At 55.0% G+C, this 20618-nt stretch carries 10 protein-coding genes; 5 read left to right on the forward strand and 5 right to left on the reverse strand.

The window, feature by feature from the left end:
- Positions 1 to 667: 667 nt before the first annotated feature.
- From MKY86_RS21045 to MKY86_RS21060, 4 genes are all read right to left on the reverse strand, one after another.
- The gene (locus tag MKY86_RS21045) at positions 668 to 7081 is read right to left on the reverse strand and encodes an S-layer homology domain-containing protein (RefSeq protein WP_083685778.1); all 6414 of its coding nucleotides are present in this window, start codon (positions 7079 to 7081) and stop codon (positions 668 to 670) included.
- Positions 7082 to 7527: 446 nt separating this feature from the next.
- Positions 7528 to 8367, reverse strand: coding sequence for a carbohydrate ABC transporter permease (locus MKY86_RS21050; RefSeq protein ID WP_051493958.1), 840 nt, complete (start codon positions 8365 to 8367; stop codon positions 7528 to 7530).
- A gap of 15 nt (positions 8368 to 8382) precedes the next feature.
- Positions 8383 to 9321, reverse strand: a complete 939-nt coding sequence (locus MKY86_RS21055; RefSeq protein ID WP_076085888.1) for a carbohydrate ABC transporter permease — start codon at positions 9319 to 9321, stop codon at positions 8383 to 8385.
- A gap of 148 nt (positions 9322 to 9469) precedes the next feature.
- Complete coding sequence (locus MKY86_RS21060) at positions 9470 to 10813, reverse strand: ABC transporter substrate-binding protein (protein ID WP_076085891.1); 1344 nt, start codon at positions 10811 to 10813, stop codon at positions 9470 to 9472.
- Positions 10814 to 11048: 235 nt separating this feature from the next.
- Between MKY86_RS21060 and MKY86_RS21065 the strand changes: the two genes are divergently transcribed.
- The 5 genes from MKY86_RS21065 to MKY86_RS21085 all read left to right on the forward strand — a co-directional run bounded on the left by MKY86_RS21065 (position 11049) and on the right by MKY86_RS21085 (position 19074).
- Positions 11049 to 12872, forward strand: coding sequence for a sensor histidine kinase (locus MKY86_RS21065; RefSeq protein ID WP_076085894.1), 1824 nt, complete (start codon positions 11049 to 11051; stop codon positions 12870 to 12872).
- Between the two features lie 100 nt (positions 12873 to 12972).
- Positions 12973 to 14595 (forward strand): response regulator transcription factor, encoded by a 1623-nt coding sequence (locus MKY86_RS21070; protein WP_076085897.1) that lies wholly within the window; start codon positions 12973 to 12975, stop codon positions 14593 to 14595.
- 44 nt (positions 14596 to 14639) lie between these two features.
- Complete coding sequence (locus tag MKY86_RS21075) at positions 14640 to 15167, forward strand: phosphotransferase-like protein (protein WP_076085899.1); 528 nt, start codon at positions 14640 to 14642, stop codon at positions 15165 to 15167.
- 500 nt (positions 15168 to 15667) lie between these two features.
- Entirely contained in the window at positions 15668 to 16663 is a 996-nt protein-coding gene (locus tag MKY86_RS21080) for a LacI family DNA-binding transcriptional regulator (protein WP_076085902.1), read from the forward strand.
- A 116-nt stretch (positions 16664 to 16779) separates the two neighbouring features.
- Positions 16780 to 19074, forward strand: a complete 2295-nt coding sequence (locus MKY86_RS21085; protein WP_076085905.1) for an alpha-galactosidase — start codon at positions 16780 to 16782, stop codon at positions 19072 to 19074.
- A 117-nt stretch (positions 19075 to 19191) separates the two neighbouring features.
- Here the strand turns inward: MKY86_RS21085 and MKY86_RS21090 are convergent, their stop codons facing one another.
- Entirely contained in the window at positions 19192 to 20616 is a 1425-nt protein-coding gene (locus MKY86_RS21090; protein WP_076085908.1) for a flotillin family protein, read from the reverse strand.
- Positions 20617 to 20618: the final 2 nt, after the last annotated feature.

Consider the following 20618-nt stretch of genomic DNA (forward strand, 5'->3'; position numbering starts at 1 on the left):
TGCGGCAGCTTCTATTTGCGTGGACTCTCTTGTTCCTTCAAGGGTAGCCCCCCTTTTTGTGGCTTTCATGGAAAAATGGATTATTCGAGCCGGAGCATTCAGACATAACATACAGCAAACAACCTCATGCGGCATCCGGACACACCTGGCGCGCCTGCCCATTAGGTTGTCTGTCCGCCGGGCCCGGCGAGTCCACTAAGGAAGCTCGAAGACCAATTCTATTGCTATCTTCGCCGCTCCCAAAGGTAACAAAGTCTATGTAGTTGGCATCACCATTCAGCCCACTACTTTCCCGGACGGCGGTCTGCAAATCTACGATGTTCAAAATGCTGCTTCCCGGTTTGTTCCTCTTTCTGAGGTCGGCGACTGGCATTCTTCTCAGACACCATGGCCTATGTGGGAGAACTGACCTCGGTTCGGCCGATTGATCTGGCAACCGCATCGGCCCTGCCCGCAATTCCGCTTGGGCATGCAAGTAATAATCGTGTTACCGTCAAGAATATTATTTCCGGTTATAGTAATCAATCGTTGTAAAGATTGAAGAATGCAAAACAGCGCAGCGGATCTCCCATAGCTGGAGAACCGCTGCGCTGTTAGCCTTTAATGGTCTGGAGCGCTCATCTATTCAACCTGCAGATTCATTTGATACTACATACTATCCGCCTGCTTACATATGCCCCAGCAGATTCGAGATGACCTGCGCACTCTCGGCACGGGTCATGGTGGCTTGCGGCGCGAATTGCTGATTGCCGCGCCCCTTGATCAGGCCCGCCTGTTCGGCAATGCTTGCTGCATGCTTCGCCCAGTCACGAATCAGGGAATAATCACTGAACGAGCTGGCCGCCGATTCACTGCTGCTCTTGCTTCCCTTCAAGTGTTCATAAGCACGGACAATCATAACCGCCATCTCCTCGCGGGTAATGTGCTCATCCGGAGCGAAGGCCTCCTTGCTGCGTCCGAGCACGATGCCCGCTTCATTTACAGCGGCAACAGCTTCGGCGTACCACAGCCTGGAGTCCACATCGGTGAAGGCCGATGCGGATGGACTTGCCGCCTTAAGTCCAAGCGCACGTGTAATCATTGCGGCGAATTGCGCCCTTGTGACTTCTCCCTGCGGCTGGAATTCGGTGCCGGAGATGCCTTCGATGATATGCTTCGCAGCCATGGACTTAATGACACCGCTGGCCCAGCTGTTGCTGCTGACATCGGAGAAGCTCTTATCGTATTCCAGTACGGCGTACTGGCTGAAATGGTTGACAGCGGTAGAGATTGTACCTTTACCGTCTGTCAGCTTACCGGCCATGTAATCTACAGCTCCATTAGCAGCGATATAGTAGACGCCAAGCAAATCGCGGTTCGCCTTAGAATCTACTGCGAAGGTCACAGTCAGCGGCTTGGCAAAAGCCGTCACCGTTACGGTGCTTCCGTCCGCAGCAACAACCTCCAGGCTGAAGCTGATGACCTCGCTCGCTGCTGTTAACCGGACAGACCCGTTGACTGCCGGATTATTCATCAGCTGCTCCGCAGCTGCCCTCGCTGTCTTCACGGCGTAGAGCCGGATTGCCGTCCCCTCCGGTTGTCCTCCTGCACTGACAGCCTTCTCCCGGATGCTCTTCAGTACTTCCGGGCTCAGATCAACAGCCACTGTATTCCAGGCAAGACGCAGGGTATTCGCTCCTGTCATGCCTATTATCTCTGCTGGAAGCAGCACGGATTCAGTCACATCCGTAAGCTGAACGGTCAGGACTCCGTCAGCCGGAGCTGGAAGGTCCTGCGGCTTAATCACCTTCTCCGTCACTGAAGACGGGGATGGGAAAGGCGCTACAGCCGGTTTCGGTGTTGGGGTTACGGCCGGTGCCGGTATCCATACCGGCTCATCCGTTGGAACCGGTGTAACTGACGGTTCCGGCGCTGGTGTTGGCGTCGGGGTTGGCTGCTCCACCGGCGGCAGTTCCTCTTCGCTTACCGTCACCGTTCTTGTCACTTCTTCGGCTGCGTTGCCGGCTGTATCTCTGACATTATAATGGAAGATATATTCCCCTGCTTGCGCCGTATCCAGCTCCGTCAAATTATAGACATCACTAGTCACGGTGGTCACTATGCGGTCTGTGATGTCCCCGTCCTGATCGTCATAGGCGGTAGCTCCCGCATCGGTGTATTCCGCACCCACAGATACTGTCACTGCCGCATCGCCCGTCAGCGTAATAACCGGCGGTACCGTATCCGGTTCCGGCAGCGTGATCGTTCCGCTGGCAGTGCTCTCTGCTGATGCTTCTCCTCTGCTCAGTGTTACCGAGAAAGTGAAGTTGCCCTCTGTATCCTCAGTGGCTTCCTGGAATGCAGACAAGGTAATGTCACCCAGGGAAACCCCGGTATCGTGGAAGCCCGGCAACCCGCTGATGGTCTGCGCCAGCCAGGTACGTACAGCCTCTTCGCTGACAGCTGCATCCTTTTTCACACTGTATGTTGCGCCTTCAATAATTCCCTTCGCCTCAAGTACCGCCTGTTCATTGGCCGCGCTGGCCAAGTCCTTCGCCACAGCCAGATAGCTGATCAGCGAGGCCTGGCTGAACGTATTGTTCACCGAATATTTCACCGTACCGCTGACCGGCAGTGTGAAATCATGTTGAACCTTCACACCGCCCAGACCAGCAACCAGGCCGGTCTTAACCGTCTCGCTCACGGTCTGGCCCCCCGCATCAACATAGCTAAGGGTAATATCCATGGTCCGGCTGGCATTGTTCCACCAGTCCAGATGATAGGAAGTAATTGTGTATTTACCTGCACTTAGAGGCAGGTTGTAGACCAGCGGTGTATTTTTCGTATTCGAGCTGTACACTCCAGTCTGGGCTTTATTGGAGGCAACTACATCACCGCCCAGTCCTTTGACACTGTAGTTAACGCCCGTATTCGTATGTCCCCATAACGTATCTCCTGTGGACAATTGATCTCCCTTGTCATTCAGCAGACTGTCGCCTGCAAGATCCCGGATGGCTGTATACGGTGGAGTGTCGCCATCCCCGGCAAGACCCATGTCCAGGAAGTACACCAGCCCCTCAGGAACCACTTCCACATAGGCAATGGTCTTCAGGCTTCCATAGGTGCCCGTGACTGCTACCCGTTCATATGGAGTGTCAAAGCTCAGCGCATCGAGATTCCACTTCACCGCCACCTGTGTGGTCTTGCCGTCTGCGAGTGTGGCTTCTACCTTGGCTGGAAGCTCCGGCAGCTTCCCGGCATAGGTGGCCCTATCAGGAATGGACGCAAGCTCTCTCACATCTCCAAGCAGCAGCAGATTCAGAGCGGAAGACAGACGTTCTACAAGCTGTGTTGCCCCTTCCTGGTCCAGCCGGTAGGAAGCCGGATCATTCAGCGCTGTCTGGGCGGTATCCAAGGCATCCGTGAACATCTTCCAGTCCTTCTCCGGGTAGCTCTCTTCCCTGCTGACCTCAAGCGCAGCACTCACCGCCTGCTTAAGACCTGCCGTATCCGGGCTTCCTGCTCCTTCCCCGCCAATGACTGCAACGGAATCCACGGCCAGGGTTCCGCTCAGCACCTTGATCTGGACGGTATGTTCGCCGTATTTCAGCCCGCGGAGCGTGAAAGCCTGATATAGCTCCCTCGCTGCCGCCGTGCTGCCCGAGACCACTTCAACCTCTCCGTCCACCACGGCTTCCAGCTTCGCGGAGCCGTCATTCGGCCCCAGAATATCAAGGCCCGTGCCGGTAAAAATATACTTCAGCACCGCACCGGCCCCTTGGCTGGTAGAGAGGGAGCGCTGATACACATACATGCCTTTGCCATTCTCATGGGCCCAATCGCCTTCATAGACCAGCTTCGTCCCCGGGACTTCCGCCAGATCCGTCATCTCCAGATTATCCAACTGCTCGGCGTAGTAAGGGGTGTATCCGTCTACCTTCTCCACCTTCAGATTATCAAAGCGGACATGATAGAAGCCGCTGGCGAGCTGTACGCGCCCGGAGAGCTTCGGACTCGGATCAGTATAGGCTGCAAGCTCAACCTGATCCAGATAGGCAGTGACCGTGTCACCAGTTACCTGAATAGCAATGTTATGCCACGCGTCATGTGCCGTATTGAAATCAGCAATCTTCACACCGCCTGAGCCGGTCACTGCGTTACCGCTGGCTACCACGGTCCCGCTGGACAGCAGCTGCCAGCCGCCGTCGAACCAGAATTTTAGCGCATAAGGGGTGCCGTTAATCGTCTGCGGCCCGCCCTGGTATCTGGCTCCAATCGCAGCGTAATTATTTCCGCCGTAAGTGCTATTCTGTTCAAAAGACACATCGGCACTCGCTTTATAATTGGTCCAGCGGTAATCCCCGATGGCTGTGACTGGGTCGCCACCGTTCCAAGCGCCGCCTACTCCGGTAGTCGTCTGGTCCAGCTGCTGCCGCAGCACATAGTTATCCGTGCCATCGACCAGATAGCCCTCGAACGCCCCGTTGAGATCCTGCGTATAACGCGGCATGACGCTATACGGGCCTCCGCGCGAGGTGACATAGCTCTGCGCGCCGGTAATCTGTCCGCCCTCTCCGATCACGGGAACGCTCCGGTCGCCATAATTGAAGTCATCGGCATACAGCATCTGATCCTCCGTATTTTGCACGGACCCGGTAGCATCGGTATCGAGCACTGTGCGTTCGCCCTCCACCGGGAGCGGGGTACCGAATTCTTCATTCGTACGGTTATCCAGCGTAGTTACCGTAACAATCGAGAACGGCTTCACACGTATGGTATACACACCGCTGCCGTCTGCATGCACATCCCCAAGGTCTTTCATATAGTTGCTGTTAAAAGCCTGACCCGTCTCCGCCGCGCGGGTCTCCCATACCTCTAACGAAGGATTTCCGGTATAGCCCATGTTCACGGCCTGGAGCTTGTAGATCTTATCATACTGGCTGTCATTGATGATTACAGTCGAGAAATCCTGCTTGTCAGGAGCGGCAAGCGTCATATAACTCGGAGTACCGTTGCGTCCGCTGACCGGATTCGTGCCCGTTGCTCCGGTATAGCTGGCCGCAGGAACGGCTCTCCAGATGCCAGCCGTATTGTCTTCGTTCTCCCAGCCGGTCTTGGCGAACCCATTGAAATGCTTTAGAATAATCAGCCCCGCGTCATAATGAATGAAGCCCGACCACGGGTCACGCGCACTGAGCAGCTCCTTGAAGGAATATTGTCCACCTTCATAAAAAGAGCCAATCGCCGGCTGATAGATGAAATGCGTCCGGCGTGAATTCACGAAGCCCTTAATAATGGTATTGCCCATCTCCAGCGGGCCGCCGGTACCGCCGATCCCCGTCCCGGCCTCCGACGGGTCCTTCATATTATTATTGGGGCGGAAGGCCGAGTTGCTGAAGGTGGCCTGGGCTTCACTGTTCCAGATCTCCTTGTCGAATTCATCCGCGAGCCGCTTGAAATTGCCCTTACTGTCGTCATCGGTGTTGTAGTGATACCCGGCAGCAGCTACCGCTTCGCGCAGCGACAGGTCATTCACCATCGCATCGCCGAAGGAGCCGATGCCGACTTCATCGGAAATGACCAGCTTAATGCTGTGGTACAGCTCCTTCTCCTGCTCATCCTTGAAGTCTGAAGTATCTGATTTGACCCTCTCGCCATACTGCTTCGTCCAGGCCAGATCCGGCGCGTGCTCATTTATATGGGGATTCACATAATCCACCATATACCCGTATTCACGGTATGCGGCCAGAATGGTGTTTTTGTACCAGGTATAGATTTTATCATTGCTGTCTGCCCAGGCCGGAGCATTCCAGCGCAGGAAGCTCACCTTGACTGCCGGATTAATGGCCTTCGCATCAGCCGCAAGCTGGAAGCCGGGATGCCGGGCCACATTGGCCGCTTCATCCTCCGTACGCATCGTCGAAGGGTCGGGACCGGTAGAGTTATTCCGGTCATTGCCCATCTCTATCTTGACATGGTCGATCAGCGGGCGGTCGCCGCCGAACAGGATCTTCAGCATTTGCGCATACGCCTCCGGCTGCTCGGACTTATAGTCCATCAGCAGCGCACTGGTGCTGTTGCCGCTCAGTACGCCGAACCCCTTGAAGGTCAGGCCGTTAACATTCCCGTCCTTGATGTCCGTGCCGTCCAGCTGAATCCGGACCGTAGAAGAAGCGGTCTCACGGGCGTTGTCTAACTTCTGCTTGATCGCGCCCTTGGCAACAGCGAACCAGCTAAGAATCGGCTTCTCCCCGGAGGCATAAGCATAGCTCAGCGTCATCGGACTGCTGGTGTCAATATCTCCGGGAATGGTAAATTCACCGGAAATAAATTTTGTCGTATTCGTGTTGAACTGAGCAAACGGGATCGTCTTGCTCTCCCCGCTGCTATTCTTGTATTCCAGCCGGGGCTGTATGATCCGGTCACGGCTGCCATACCAATCATAGAAACCGCTGCTAAGTGTATAGGTGCCGGACTGAAGCGCTTTCAATTTATAGATAATGTCATTGCTGGCCGGGTCAGCCCGCAGCCCCACGACCCATAGACTTGGATCAGTGGCCGGATCGGTGAGATTCCCGTTCTTGGAATTTTTCACTTTATGGATCGAATCATCAAAACCCCAGTCCGTCGTCCCCGCGACATACTTCTGGTCCGGTGACAGGTTAAGCAACTCACTGCCTGTCAACGTTTTGACCGCTTCGTATAGCGGTGAAGCAGAAGGACCATTACCAAAAGAATCGCCCCCTCTGCCGCTATCCACAAAATAGACTAGCGGACTGCTGGCTGGCGGAACCACTTCCACACTGGCAACCACCGGTCCGCCGTTCGCGGTTCCGGTAACTGCCACCGTATCATAAGGCACATCAAAGGTATCTTCTCCGATGTTCCAGTTCACCGCCGCAGCCTGACCTGCAATCTCGATGCTTGCCGGAAGTGTCGTTCCTGCGGTAGTCTTGGCGCCCATATAAGCCGCAGCATAGACCGTATCGACGGCAGCCGCCGATGCCGACGGCAGACCAAGGGCAGGGAACATTCCAGCCACGAGTGTAGCGGACATCAGCACGGAGAAAAGCCTTTTCTTCACGCGGTTCTTTCTGTTCATTCATTAATCCTCCTCTTTCTCACTTAAGTAAGCGCATTCAACATGTCGGTAGAAGAATGATTGACTTGGGCAGACCTTCGTCTAAATTCACAATGCGGATATACAAATACCTGGCAGACTGCGACAAGCTGCAACTGCCAGGCGGATACTCTACTCACCTCAATCCTCGATTGGGACTGGATAGGATATTTTTATTACCTAAAAGTGGTTTACACTGCATAAGAAGCACTAAAGAAATAAACAAAAAGCAAAAGAAGCGGAGGGGAAATTTGGAACTGTAGGAGCGGTAGCGACCGCCTTTGTCACCGGATTTCACCCGCGAACAGCGGTTTAAATCAAGAAATCTGGTGACAACAGCGGCCGGAAGTCCAAATGTTCACCGCAGCGACGATGCAGCTTCAAGTTCAAAACTTAAGTGCGTCTTATATAGTTCAAATCTGACTCCACTACCCCTTAATCCCCGAAGCAGCAACGCCCTGCACAAAGTACTTCTGAAGCGCCAGGAACACAATCACTACCGGAATGATCGAAACCACACTCGCCGCCATAATCAGGCCATACTCCGCAGAGTACTGTGAGATGAACATCCGCAGACCGATCTGGATGGTCTTGAGCTTCGTGTCCGTCAGGTAGATCATCGGCCCCAGGAAGTCATTCCAGGTAGCGACAAAGGTGAAGATGGTCAGCGTAGAGAGCGCGGGCTTGGACAGCGGAAGCATGATTCTTGCCCAAATTCCGTATTCGCTGAGTCCGTCAATCCGGGCCGCCTCACATAATTCATCCGGCACCCCCTGATAGAACTGGCGCATCATGAACACGCCGAAGGCCGAGAAGGCTTGCAGCAGAATGATTGCCAGGTGGGTATTGTTCAGTCCCATGTAGCGCATCAGAATGAACTGCGGCACCATGTAGGCTTGCCAAGGGATCGCAATTGTCGCGATGTACCCCAGGAAGATCACATTTTTGCCTCTGAAATGCAGCTTCGAGAAGGCATATGCCGCGAAGCTGGAAGTCAGCAGCTGCAGAATCGTAACGATAATGGATAATTTCGCTGTATTGTAGATGAAGCGTCCGAGCGGAATCCGGGTCCAGATATCCTGGAAATTCTCCCAGCGCGGATTCGCCGGAATCCACTGCATCGGGAAGGAGAAGACATCCTTGTTCAGCTTGAGCGATGACGACAGCATCCAGATATACGGCACCAGCATTGCCAGTACGGTCAGAATTAACAGGGCATATACAAGCACCATTAAGCTGATTTTAAGTCCTTTACTTTTACCAACCATATCTTATAGATCCCCCTATTGTCCGTATTTCTTCTCGCCGCGGAACTGGACGATGGTAATGCCGAGTACCAGCAAGAAGAGTACAATCGCCATGGCACTGGCATATCCGTAATCCAGCGAGCGGAACGCCGTGTTGTAGATCTGATAGACCATGACCCGTGTAGCATTGTTGAGCTGGTTATCCGCGCCCGCGAACAGGTTGATGAAGATATCGTAGACCTTGAACGAGTTGATGACCAGAATCATCAGGACAAAGAAGGTGGTTGGTGCCAGCTGCGGCACAGTCACGTTGCGGAATCTTCTCCACGGGCCTGCCCCGTCCAGCTCAGCCGCTTCATACAGCTCTGGATTAATGCCCTGTAGACCCGCCAGATAGATGACCATGTAGTAGCCCATATTTTTCCATACGGTGAAAAGCACTACCGTAAACATCGCCCACTGCTTATCAGCCGCCCAGCGGGGCAGGTCCTCCAGCGGAATGCCGGTAATCGTATGCAGAATGTTGTTGATCGGCCCCATGGTCGGGCTGAAGATGAAGTTCCATACCGCCGCAACCGCTACCAGCGAAGCCACGTAAGGGAAGAAGAAGACCGTTCTCATGAAATTACGGCCCATAATCTTCTGATTGAGCAGTATTGCCAGGGCCAGCGCTACGATCATGGTCAGCGGCACGACTCCGACGGTGTAGACAATCGTGTTCCACAAGGCTTTGTGGAAGGTGGTATCCGAGATCAGCCGGGAGAAGTTGTCCAGCCCGATGAACTTCATCGGATTGGCCCCGTCCCATTTCACAAAGGCCAGAATAAAGGCAAAAATCATCGGTACCAGGGTGAACAGGGCAAATCCGATAAAGTTCGGCGCAATAAAGCTATACGCGACCAGGTTATCCCGGAGTCCGCGCGACAACCGGCTTTTTGGGCTCTTATTTGTACGCAATATGGTTTCGTTCTGCATTCGTTCTCCTCCAAACCTTATATAACATCCCCGCAAAGTGGGAATTACATCAACACCTGTTAATGTGAGTGCTGTGATGTCCTCTATTTAAATGGAAGGCGGGCCTTCGCCCGCCCTTCCTTCAGGACACTAACATTACAGATTCATATTAATTGTTCAAAAGCTGGCCTACACGGTCATTCATATCCTTCAAGCCTTCGTCAATCGTAGCGTTCTTGGTCATGATGTTGTCATGCGCTTCATTCAGAATAACCTCAATGTCCGCACTCTTCTCATGAATCGGCATTTCCAGGTAAGTCTGAACGGTATTCAGTGCAGCCTTGCTGTTCTCATCCGCCGGGAAGCCGTCGATGGAGGTGATGGAATTGATCACTTCATCATTCTTGATCGCAGGAATCGTACCGGTGGAAGCAATAACCTTGGCGCCTTCCGCACCCGTTACGAAGTTCATGAAGTCAAGGGCAGCTTCCTTATGCTTCGACTTCTGGTTCACAGCCAGAGAAGTAATCGTTCCCAGAGTTGTACCGGCTTCAACGCCGTCAGGATGAGGGTATTTCACGATGCCCCATTCCGCAGATTGGGATTCGCCGCTCTTCACCTTCTCAATCTGGGTGGCAATGAACCAACTGCCCATGTTCATCATGGCTACGGAGTTGTTGTAGAATACGCCGGAGTAATGCGTGCTGGAGGTCTTCAGGGTCGCATAATCCATAACAATACCGTCTTCCTGCTCCTTCAGAATCCGCTCATAGGTAGGCTTCAGGAAGTCATAGTTGCCGCCAACCACGGTGTTCTTGCCGTCCAGAATGCCGAACAGTTGAACCGCGCTCCGCCAAGTGTGGTAGTGGGCACCGTATACTTTTTCCGAGCCGCTGCCGGAGGTCATCTTGCGGGCCAGCTCGTCGTATTGGTCGAAGGTCATATCATTGGTCGGATAATCCACGCCTGCTTTGTCGAACAAGGCTTTATTGTAGTAGATCAGCCAGAAGTCACTGCGGAACGGAAGCGCATACACCTCGCCGTTCACTTCAATCTGCTCGACCGTACCGCCGTATACGGAAGGATCGATCGATTTGTCACCCATGTAAGTCTTCAGCGGCTCCAGGTGATTCTGCTTCACCAGGTTCGAGTAGCCCGGAATGTCTTTGATCGTCAGGACGTCCAGATCCGCTCCGCCCGAGAGCTGTGTGCTGAGCATGGTCATATAGTCGGTGGATCCAAGATCGACATATTCAATGGTTACGTTCGGATGTGCAGCCTTGTAAGCATCGATCAGCGGCTTGTAGTATGCAGTTGCTTCCCAGTCCCACAGCGCCCATTTCAGTGTTACCGGCTCCTGGCTTGGTTCGGAGGAAGCGGTTGCAGCGTTGCCCGAAGCAGGTGCGGCAGTGGCAGCAGCGTCTTTCGTATTGTTATTGCCGGAGCATCCGGCCAGCATGCTCACGGAGAGCGCGGTGGCAAGGGTCATGCCGTAGAATCTTTTCAAGTTCATGTAAGTATCCCCTTTATCTTCTTATGATGGTGCAGCGGCCGGCACCTGTTGATCCGGCCTTAGTTCAAATTGTAAGCCTTTTCAGAGCCGATGGGGATGCAAAATCAAACACAGTTCATTCACTATTCTGTGCTCTTCTCCGCACGGCCTGCCCCGAACCTGTAATTTCTTATCCGAAACCTGTAAAATTCTCAGCTTCTCCCCCTGGCTCTATAATGAAACGCAGGAATATGCTATGGTAGTTGAAAACGCTTTAAATAGGTTCATTATTCTTGAAGGAGTGTTCACCACGGTACGTAAATCTACTATTAAAAGCCGCATTATTCTGCTCATGACCGCCTTTGCGCTGCTGATTGCGACGCTGCTGTCCTGGTTTAGCTACGAACTGATTACGTATTACCAGCGCAAAACAACGATCCAGGCGACGGAATTCAACCTCCAGCTCGTCTCCCATATTATCGAACAGGATCTGATTAATCTAACTACGCTGGCGATGACCAGCAGCACCAACTCGTCCACGAACACCCTGCTTACCGAATATTTCGGTTCGGCGGAGGCCAGCCCCAAGCAGGCGCTGAATGTCTTCAATGCGATGCAGGACGATGTGCGGATTAACCGTTCCTACAGCTATGTACGCCGCCTGATTGCCACAGATAACAGCGGAAAGTTCCTGCAGGTGGAGAATTTCGGCACCTCCATTCCGCTTACGATCCATAATATCGGTCAAGTGACCGGTCTGACGAATGATGCCCAAGAGCAATGGGACCGCGTCATTAAGGACCCGCTCTCCAATTCCTACGGTATTCCCTTCGTGTTCCCGATCTATGGCCGGGGGGCCACCCGGGTGGGGACTGTCTACCTGCTCGCGAATACCTCCGTCATTACGGACAAGCTGAAGGGCTATGCCCTGCCAGAGCACTCCCGGCTGCTGCTTACGCTTGGCGAGCATCATTATCAGCTTAACGGAGATCAGGTCAGAGCCATCGAAGAGCCGTATGAGCCGGTAGCCTATACCAGTGACAAGCCTGTCGGCCCCGATACCGAGCTGTCCATGGTGAAAATGCAGGATGATGGGGAAAGCCATATCGTGGTATCGTATCCGGTACGCAGCGGTGTCATGCTCTCGCAGACCTTATCCAGCGACCAGTTCGCGCCCCGGAGCAATATATGGATTCTCGTCCTGCTCGGCGTCTGTCTGCTCGTGCTTGTCTTAAGCGCGATCATTACGCTGTATTTGACCCGCACGATCAGCCTTCCAGTCGAGAAGCTGAAGAAGCGTATGGACAAGATCGCCCAGGGCAACTTCCTGCTCGACCGTAATATTGAATGGAACAGCGAGCTGGGCGATGTCGGCCGGGGTATTAACCGCCTGTCCCAGGATATCGTAGCCCTCATGGACAGCCGGCTCGCGGACGAGAAGCAGAAGCAGGAACTGGAATACCGGATGCTCCAGAACCAGATTAATCCGCACTTCCTCTACAATACCCTGAATTCGATCAAATGGATGGCTACGATCCAGAACGCCACCGGCATTGCGGAGATGACGACCTCCCTGTCCCGGCTGCTCCGCAGCATTGCCAAGGACAACCGGCGGCTGATGCCGCTGAAGGATGAGCTGAGCCTGCTGGAGGATTATTTCCTGATTCAGAAATACCGGTACGGCAGCACGGTTAGCATGGTCACAGAGATTGAAGAGGAGGCGCTGCTCGGCGGGCTTATTCCCCGCTTCACGCTCCAGCCCCTGGTGGAGAATGCGATTTTCCACGGCATCGAGCCCAAGGGCCGGGGCGACATTGTTGTCCGGGTCACGAAGAGCGGATTCACGGATCTGCTCATCACGATCGAGGACAACGGGGTCGGGATGACGGCGGAGCAGATTGCCACCATTCTAACCGTTCCCGGGGACGAGGCTAAGGGAATGCTGGAGAATATCGGGCTGCGCAGTGTGAACGAACGGCTGCAGCTCGCTTTTGGCAGAGAGTACGGCTTGTCCATTGAGAGCGAGCCCGGCCGCTATACCTTAATGAAGCTGCTGCTCCCCTTCCGGCAGAAAGAATAGCTAAGAATCCCCCACAAAGTGAGGCCTTAGCTTCGATGAGTACTCAGGTACTTTGCGGGGACCCCAAAACAATAGCATACCGAGCAAGGATGTGATGAGCTTGATCAAATTATTAATCGCAGATGATGAAGCCCTGGTCTGCATCGGACTCCAGTCCATGCTGAAATGGGAGCAATATAACATTGAGATTGTCGGCATCGCCCACAACGGCGCACAGGAGGAAGAAATGATCGACACCCTCCGCCCGGACATTGTGATCAGCGATATCAAAATGCCGATCAAAAGCGGCCTGGAGGTCGCCGGCTCGGTCCGCCGCAAGTACGGGCGGCTTCCGCTATTCATCATGCTGACCAGCTATGAGGAATTCCAGTATGCGCGCGGAGCGATCGAGATCCAGGCTACCGATTACCTGGTGAAGCTGGAGCTGACCCCGGAGGCGCTGGCGGAATCGATCCGCCGGGCCACCAGTATCCTGGAGGAGTACCAGACCATGGAGAGCTATCCGAAGCTGGTCCATCGCGGCAACCTCCAGGCCCAGCGGGATAAATTCTTCATCCGGCTGTTAAGCGGCCTGTTCGAGAACAAGAACCAGTATCTGCTGCAAAAGGAGGATCTGGAGATGGACCTCTCCGCGCCGGCTTATCTGGTCTGTACCTGCCGCATTCTCGGGCCGGACACCGTCCCGCCGCGCGGGGATAAGCTGGTGGCCTTATGCTCAAGCACCGTGCAGATGGCAAAGGATACACTGGCCTCCAGAAGCGCCTGCTACGTCACCAGCCTGGATCTGCGCAACTTCGCGCTGACCCTGCCTGTGCCGGGCCCGGACCCGCAGCTCTGGATGCAAGACATCCAGAAGCTGCTGGCGGACATGGCCTCCGTACTGCATAATTACTTCAATGTGACCATTATCGGGGCGATCGGCTTCGCAGTGGAAGATCCGTTTTTGCTGCAGGGGAGCTATCTCGCCGCCCGGAAGGCGCTGCCCGCCGCTGTGAAGGAGCGCTCCTTCGTCTTCTTCACGGAAGGCGAAGCCCCGCTGCAGGAGCACCTGCTGTTTGATTTCTCGGAATCGCGGCTTGAGATCCGCAGAGCTTTTGAAGAAATGGATACCCGCGCCCTGCACAGCATCATCTCCCGGATGATCGAGATCTTCGACGGACGGGCCGATCTGCTCGTTCCCGCCACCGATGCCGCCTGCAACATTCTATATATGGCGACCTCCCTGCTCGCGGACGGGGAGAACATGGTGGAGCAGATCTTCGAGCAGGAGCCGGAGGGCTACCGGGCGATCTATCAGATGCATACCATTGAAGAGATTACCGGCTGGCTCGTCCAGTTCCGGGACGGCTGTGTCCGGATGCTCGCCACCCGCAGACAGAGCTATAAGGAGCAGGTGGTGAAGAATGTCCAGGAGTATATCAAAAGAAATCTCGGTACCAAGCTGTCGCTTAATCAAGTTGCGGATGTGTTCAACTTCAGCCCCAACTATCTAAGCCACCTGTTCTCCAAGGTCGCCGGGGTGAACTATGTTGAGTATATCACAGAGACCAAAATCACCGCCGCCAAGGAAATGATGGTCCGCGGCGAAGGCCGGATCTACGAAATCTCCCAGAAGCTGGGCTATGAGAGCGCCTTCTATTTCAGCAAGGTGTTCAAGAAGGTCACCGGGCTCTCTCCCCGGGATTATATGCAGCAGATTGAAGGGAATGCGGGAGGAGACTAGATGAAGAACGAAATTAAGCGAAGCATGAGAGGAAGGAAAAGCAAATGAACCAAGGACAAATCGTGTTTCTGAACGGAGTGACCAGCTCCGGCAAAACCTCAATAGTTGAAGCAATACAATCGAGATCGCCGGAATTTTTTTATGTGGTCGCCAATGATCTGTTCGAAGAAACGATCGGGGAGCGTTACCTGCGTGAAGATTACTGGAAGTATCTTAGTGAGGCAATTATCATGATGTATCATACCGCCAAATTATTCTCGGATCATGGCAAGCATGTGCTGATTGACGGCATCCTGGTGGAGCGGCCCGGACTTGAGCCTCATTATGAGAAGGTAAAGGAGATTTTCAGCGGATACCCGCTATCCATTGTGGAAGTGTTCTGTCCCCTGGATATCTGCCGCCAGCGCAACCTGGCCCGGGAGCACCGGAGCGAAGATCAGTCGGAGGAGCAGCACAAGCTGATGGCCCGTGACATCGGGTATAGCTATAGGGTGGATACGCATGAGAACACCTCTGAAGAGTGCGCGGATCTGATTGTGGGGCATGTGTTCGGTGCGCGTACTGTAGAATGATATGGATGAGATGGCGTAATAATGCGGAAAAGTAGACAGGGCTGCCGGTATAGGCAGCCTCTTTTTTATTTGCGTACAAACGGAATCATGAGCTGAGGCCTAGCTGTTTCCGCAGAGCAAGAGCCGAACAACAAAGTAGGACTTGCTGTAACCTTGGTCCAAACTCCTCTTAGCCTTATTCAGCATCTAGCGGACTCAGATGAAGCTATAACGCGAAAAAACCAACTTTTCTTGTGCTTCCGGACTCAAGAGCGCTTATGTTGCCATTTGCAGCTATAAATGAGGAGTAATGGGTTAGTTAACGGCCTCTGAGTCCGCCTGGCCTGCCTAATGGTGTAATTTAGCGCTGATAAGGTCTTTCCAGTCCGCGAGGATGCTGGGGCGGGGCACCACCTCCCTAATGTAAGCGCTCCTCAAAATCTGCTTGAAAGAACTCTAAAGAGATGATAGGATTAAGACGAATATTTAGTAAATTTATTAACTAAAAAGGCGTGAGCAGCTTGGCAACGATTAAAGACATCGCCCGCGAGGCCGGCGTATCGGCCGCAACCGTATCAAGAGTACTAAATAATGACCTGTCTCTGGCGGTCAGTGAGGAGACGCGCAGCCGGGTGTTCGCTGTGGCCGGGCAGCTTGGCTACAAGCCCTCACGAGTACGGCAGCTGAAGCGGGAGAACGAGCTAGGCAGCAAGACCGTCACGCTTCTGCTCTGGTGTACAGCCGAAGAGGAACGGGACGACCCTTATTACGGCTCGATCCGGCGCGGCGTGGAGCTGCGCTGTGAGGAGCTGGGCATCCGGCTCGGCCAGACGCTGCGCGGACACAGCACGCCAGCCCCGCTCCGGCCCACAGGTGACGGGCTTATTGTAGTCGGCGGGAGCTTCCAGCCGGGAGAGCTTGCGAAGCTGCACCCGGATTCAAGCACCACCGTACTGGTCGACCATTATTCGGAGCGCACGGAATATGACTCCGTGCGGACACATTTCCGGCAGGCTGTCGATCAGGCGCTGGGCCATCTGCTGGAGCTCGGTCACCGCGAGATCGCCTTCATCGGAGGCGGCAGCGAGGAGGAGCGCCGCAGGCATCATTACACCCGGATTATGCAGAGCCAGGGTTGCTATGATCCGGCGCTGATCCGCACCGGAAGCTGGACCAGTGCTGACGGCTACCGGATGATGAGCGAGCTGCTGGCAGGGGTAAAGCGGCCTACGGCCTGCTTCGCCGCCAGTGATCCGCTGGCGGTCGGCGCTCTGCGCGCCCTGCATGATCACGGGATACAGGTGCCTGCCGGGATGGCTGTCGTCGGCTTCGATGATATCGAGATGGCGGCCTATGTTCAGCCTCCGCTGACAACGGTCCGCGCCTATCCCGAGCAGATGGGCAAAGCTGCGGTTCAACTGCTCGCCGAGCGGTTCGAAGGACGCGAAGCCCCTTCGCATTCGATGATCGGCACGAAGCTGATTGTCCGGGAGACCAGCGGCGGGATAGCGGATTAACCGCAGCCCGACTGCACAGCAATCGTTGATTGCCTTTTCTAAGGTATCAGCAGAAATAATTCTCAGTTGGTCCAGATATCCGGACCTTATCCCATCACACAAGGAGTGTTATGATCATGAACATTTTTGCAGACGAATCACGTGGATTGTTCCACCTTCAGTCCAAAGATACCAGCTACATTATCCAACTGATTGAAGGTTATCCTGCCCATGTCTACTGGGGAGCGAGGCTCCGCCATGACAGCAGCCTGACTGGAGTGCTTGAGCTGCGCGAACGTGCCTCCTTCTCGCCAACCCCGGTGCTAACGCGGCCTTCGCTCTCTCTGGATGCCCTCTCTCAGGAGTATCCGCAGTATGGAACGAGCGACTTCCGGCGGCCGGCCTATCAGGTTCAGCTAGCGGACGGCACGCGGATCTCTGAACTCAAATATGCGGGATATACCATTACACCAGGCAAGCCGGCACTCGAAGGACTGCCTGCCGTGTATGCGGAGAATGAAGAAGAAGCACTGACACTGGAGCTTACCCTGAAAGATGACTACGCTGGTCTAACGGTTAGACTGCTCTACACCGTATTCGCCGATCATAACGCGATTACCCGTTCCGTCCGCTTCGAGCATAACGGCGAAGCCCCGCTCCGGCTGGAGCAGGCGCTTAGCGCATCCGTCGATTTCGCCGATTCCTCTTACGATACGCTGCATCTGAGCGGCGCATGGGCCAGAGAGCGCCATGTTCAGCGCCGTCCGCTTACTCCGGGCGCTGCCTTGTCACTGGAGAGCCGCCGCGGCTCAAGCAGCCACCAGACCAATCCGTTCATTGCGCTGCTACGTCACGGCGCAGATGAAGACCAGGGGGATGTCTACGGCTTCAGCCTCGTCTACAGCGGCAGCTTCGCCGCCACTGCCGAGGTTGAGCAGTTCGGACAGACCCGTGTAAGTATCGGGATTAATCCGTTCGACTTCTCCTGGCTGCTGGAGCCGGGCCAATCCTTCCAGACCCCGGAGGCCGTGCTCGTCTATTCCGGTGAAGGTCTCGGCGGCATGTCGCGTACCTATCACCGGCTGTACCGGACCCGGCTCTGCCGCGGTGTTCACCGTGATCAGGCCCGGCCGATTCTGGTCAACAACTGGGAGGCGACTTACTTCGACTTCGATGCGGACAAAATCGCAACCATCGCCAAAGCAGCAGGCCCGCTCGGCATTGAGCTATTCGTCCTTGACGACGGCTGGTTCGGCAGACGCGACAAGGATAACAGCTCACTCGGCGACTGGTTCGAGGACCGCCGCAAGCTGCCTGAAGGTCTGGCGGATCTGGCCGGCCGGGTCAACAAGGAAGGCGTACAGTTCGGTCTATGGGTGGAGCCGGAGATGGTCTCGCCGGACAGTGAGCTGTACCGCAAGCACCCGGACTGGTGCCTGCATGCCGCAGGACGCCGCCGCACAGAAGGCCGCAACCAGCTAATCCTGGACCTCTCCCGCCCGGAAGTCTGCGACTATCTGTATGAGACCTTAAGCGCCGTATTTTCCAGTGCCCCGATCCGCTATATCAAGTGGGACATGAACCGTAACATGACCGAGATAGCTTCTGCCAAAGCCAGCCCTGAGCGGCAAAAAGAAACCGCCCACCGCTATATGCTGGGGCTGTACAATTTGCTGGAGCGCCTGACCTCGCGCTTCCCGGACATTCTGTTCGAGAGCTGCTCCGGCGGCGGCGGCCGGTTCGATCCGGGAATCCTGTTCTATATGCCGCAGACCTGGACCAGTGACAACACCGATGCGGTAGAACGCCTAGCGATTCAATACGGCACCAGTATTGTCTATCCGGCCAGCAGCATGGGCGCACATGTGTCTGATGTTCCGAACCATCAGGTAGACCGCATCACCACCCTAGCTACACGCGGGGATGTGGCGATGAGCGGCAACTTCGGTTATGAGCTGGACCTCACAAAGTTCACCGAAGCGGAGAAGGACCTGGCTACCCGGCAGATTGCCCAGTACAAGGAGATCCGCACACTGGTGCAGCAAGGGGATATGTACCGTCTGCTGAGTCCGTTCGAGGGTAGTGGCGACACCGCCTGGATGTTCGTCAGCGAGGACAAGACCGAAGCCTTCGTCGCTTATTTCCGCGTGCTGGCCATACCGAATCCTCCGATCTCGCGCCTTACGCTCAAAGGACTCAATCCCGAGCTGGATTATGTCATTGAGACGGGGGCAAAAGGCAGCAACGGGCATGTCCACGGCGGCGCAGAAGCCTCTGCACCTGCAGATGGCGTCAGCTCCGCTCCATTCCAGCCCGCCTTTGACGGCACACCGCTGGGCGGTGACCGCCTGATGCGTATCGGTCTTGTGGTCTCCGACCTGCGCGGGGATTACGCAAGCTGCACTTACCGCCTGAGAGCGGTGCAGCGCTGATCTACAGCTTCAGACATACCACAGGCGTCAGCCTCCTTTTGGAGATTGACGCCTTTTTTTTTGTGGAGAGATGCAGTCAGGAAGGCGGCTTACTGCCGGTTTATTAACGACTAACGCCTACTCCTGTTCCTGTTTCCGGCCAAGCAGTCCGCTGAGCGCCTCGGTTACGTTCATGCCGGTAAGTGTCTGCGTCAGCTCTGGAACCTGAGCCATGATTTTGGCGATATCACCCGTAATCTTGTTCACGCCTGAGGAAGCCCCGTCCTGGGAGATGACGGTGATCTTATCTACCTTGGCCAGCGGGGAGGCGATTTTCTCAGCCAGCTCCGGCAGGATTTTCAGGAATTCCACGGTCAGGGCGGCTTGAGTGAACTGTTTGTACGCCTCAGCCTTCTTCTGCAGCGCTCCCGCTTCCGCCGCTCCGGCGAGCTGGACGATCTCCGCATTCGCCTTCCCTTTTGCCAATTCCGCCTCCGCTGTTGCCAGTCCGCGCTTGGTCGTCGTAGCGGCTTCGGCTTCCGCCTCCAGAATCTGCCGCTGCTTGGCGGCTTCTGCTCTCATAATCGTCGCTTGATTCTCCGCCTGGGCCGGCTTGATCACTGTCGCCTCCAGCTCCCGCTGTCTCAGCTCGACCTCGATCTCCCGGACCGTCCGGTTAGCCTCCGCTTCCATCTGTGTGATTTTGACCTGCTCGGTAACCAGCGACTGCTTGATCTTATTCTGCTGCAATTCGTACGCCAGATCCGCCTGCGCCTTCTTCACCTCGGTCTCCAGTTTGAAGTCCGCCTGCTTAATGTTCAGCTCCTTCTCGAACAGCGATTCCTTCGCACGGGCAGCGGTTCCTGCTTCAATTGTCGCCTGATGCGCATTGGCTTTGGCAATGGAGGATTCCTTCTCCGCCTCGGCCTGCTTGATCTGAATATCGCGTTCGGCTTCGGCCTTAGCAATACTAGCGTCGCGGCGGATACGCTCAATCTCGGGCACCCCCATATTGTCGATGTACCCTTTGTCGTCGGTAATCTTCTTGATGGTGAAGCTGACGACCTCCAGCCCCATCTTGTCGAGATCCTCCGAGCAGGTCTCCCGCATCTTGCTGTTGATTTCGTCTGGGGTCTTGAGTATAGATTCTACACTGAGCTGCCCGATCAGGCCGCGCAGATGGCCCTCCACCGAATGCAGAATAATCGTCTCACGGTCCTCTTCCGGCCGGTCAATGAACTGCTCGCTGGCTGTGAGAATAGCGGTTGGATCGCTTTTGATCTTAATCTGGGCGACCGCCTCCAGGTTCAGCTTGATGCCCTGGCGGGAAAACATGGCCTGCGCCGGGATCACATCGAAGCTCATCAGCATCATGGAGATGGTTTTATTGTTCTGGAAGCCGGGGATGACGAATGTCCCGCCGCCCTGAACCACTCTTTTGCCGCCGAGACCGTATACGATCATGGCCTGATTGGGCGGAACCTTTTTATACGCGGTCACAATACTGGTTAAAGCCAGCAGAATCACAACAACAATAGCTCCGGTTACATATAAAATTAACATTT

The organism is Paenibacillus sp. FSL R7-0333, assembly GCF_038000365.1.
GTDB classification, from domain to species: domain Bacteria; phylum Bacillota; class Bacilli; order Paenibacillales; family Paenibacillaceae; genus Paenibacillus_AQ; species Paenibacillus_AQ silagei.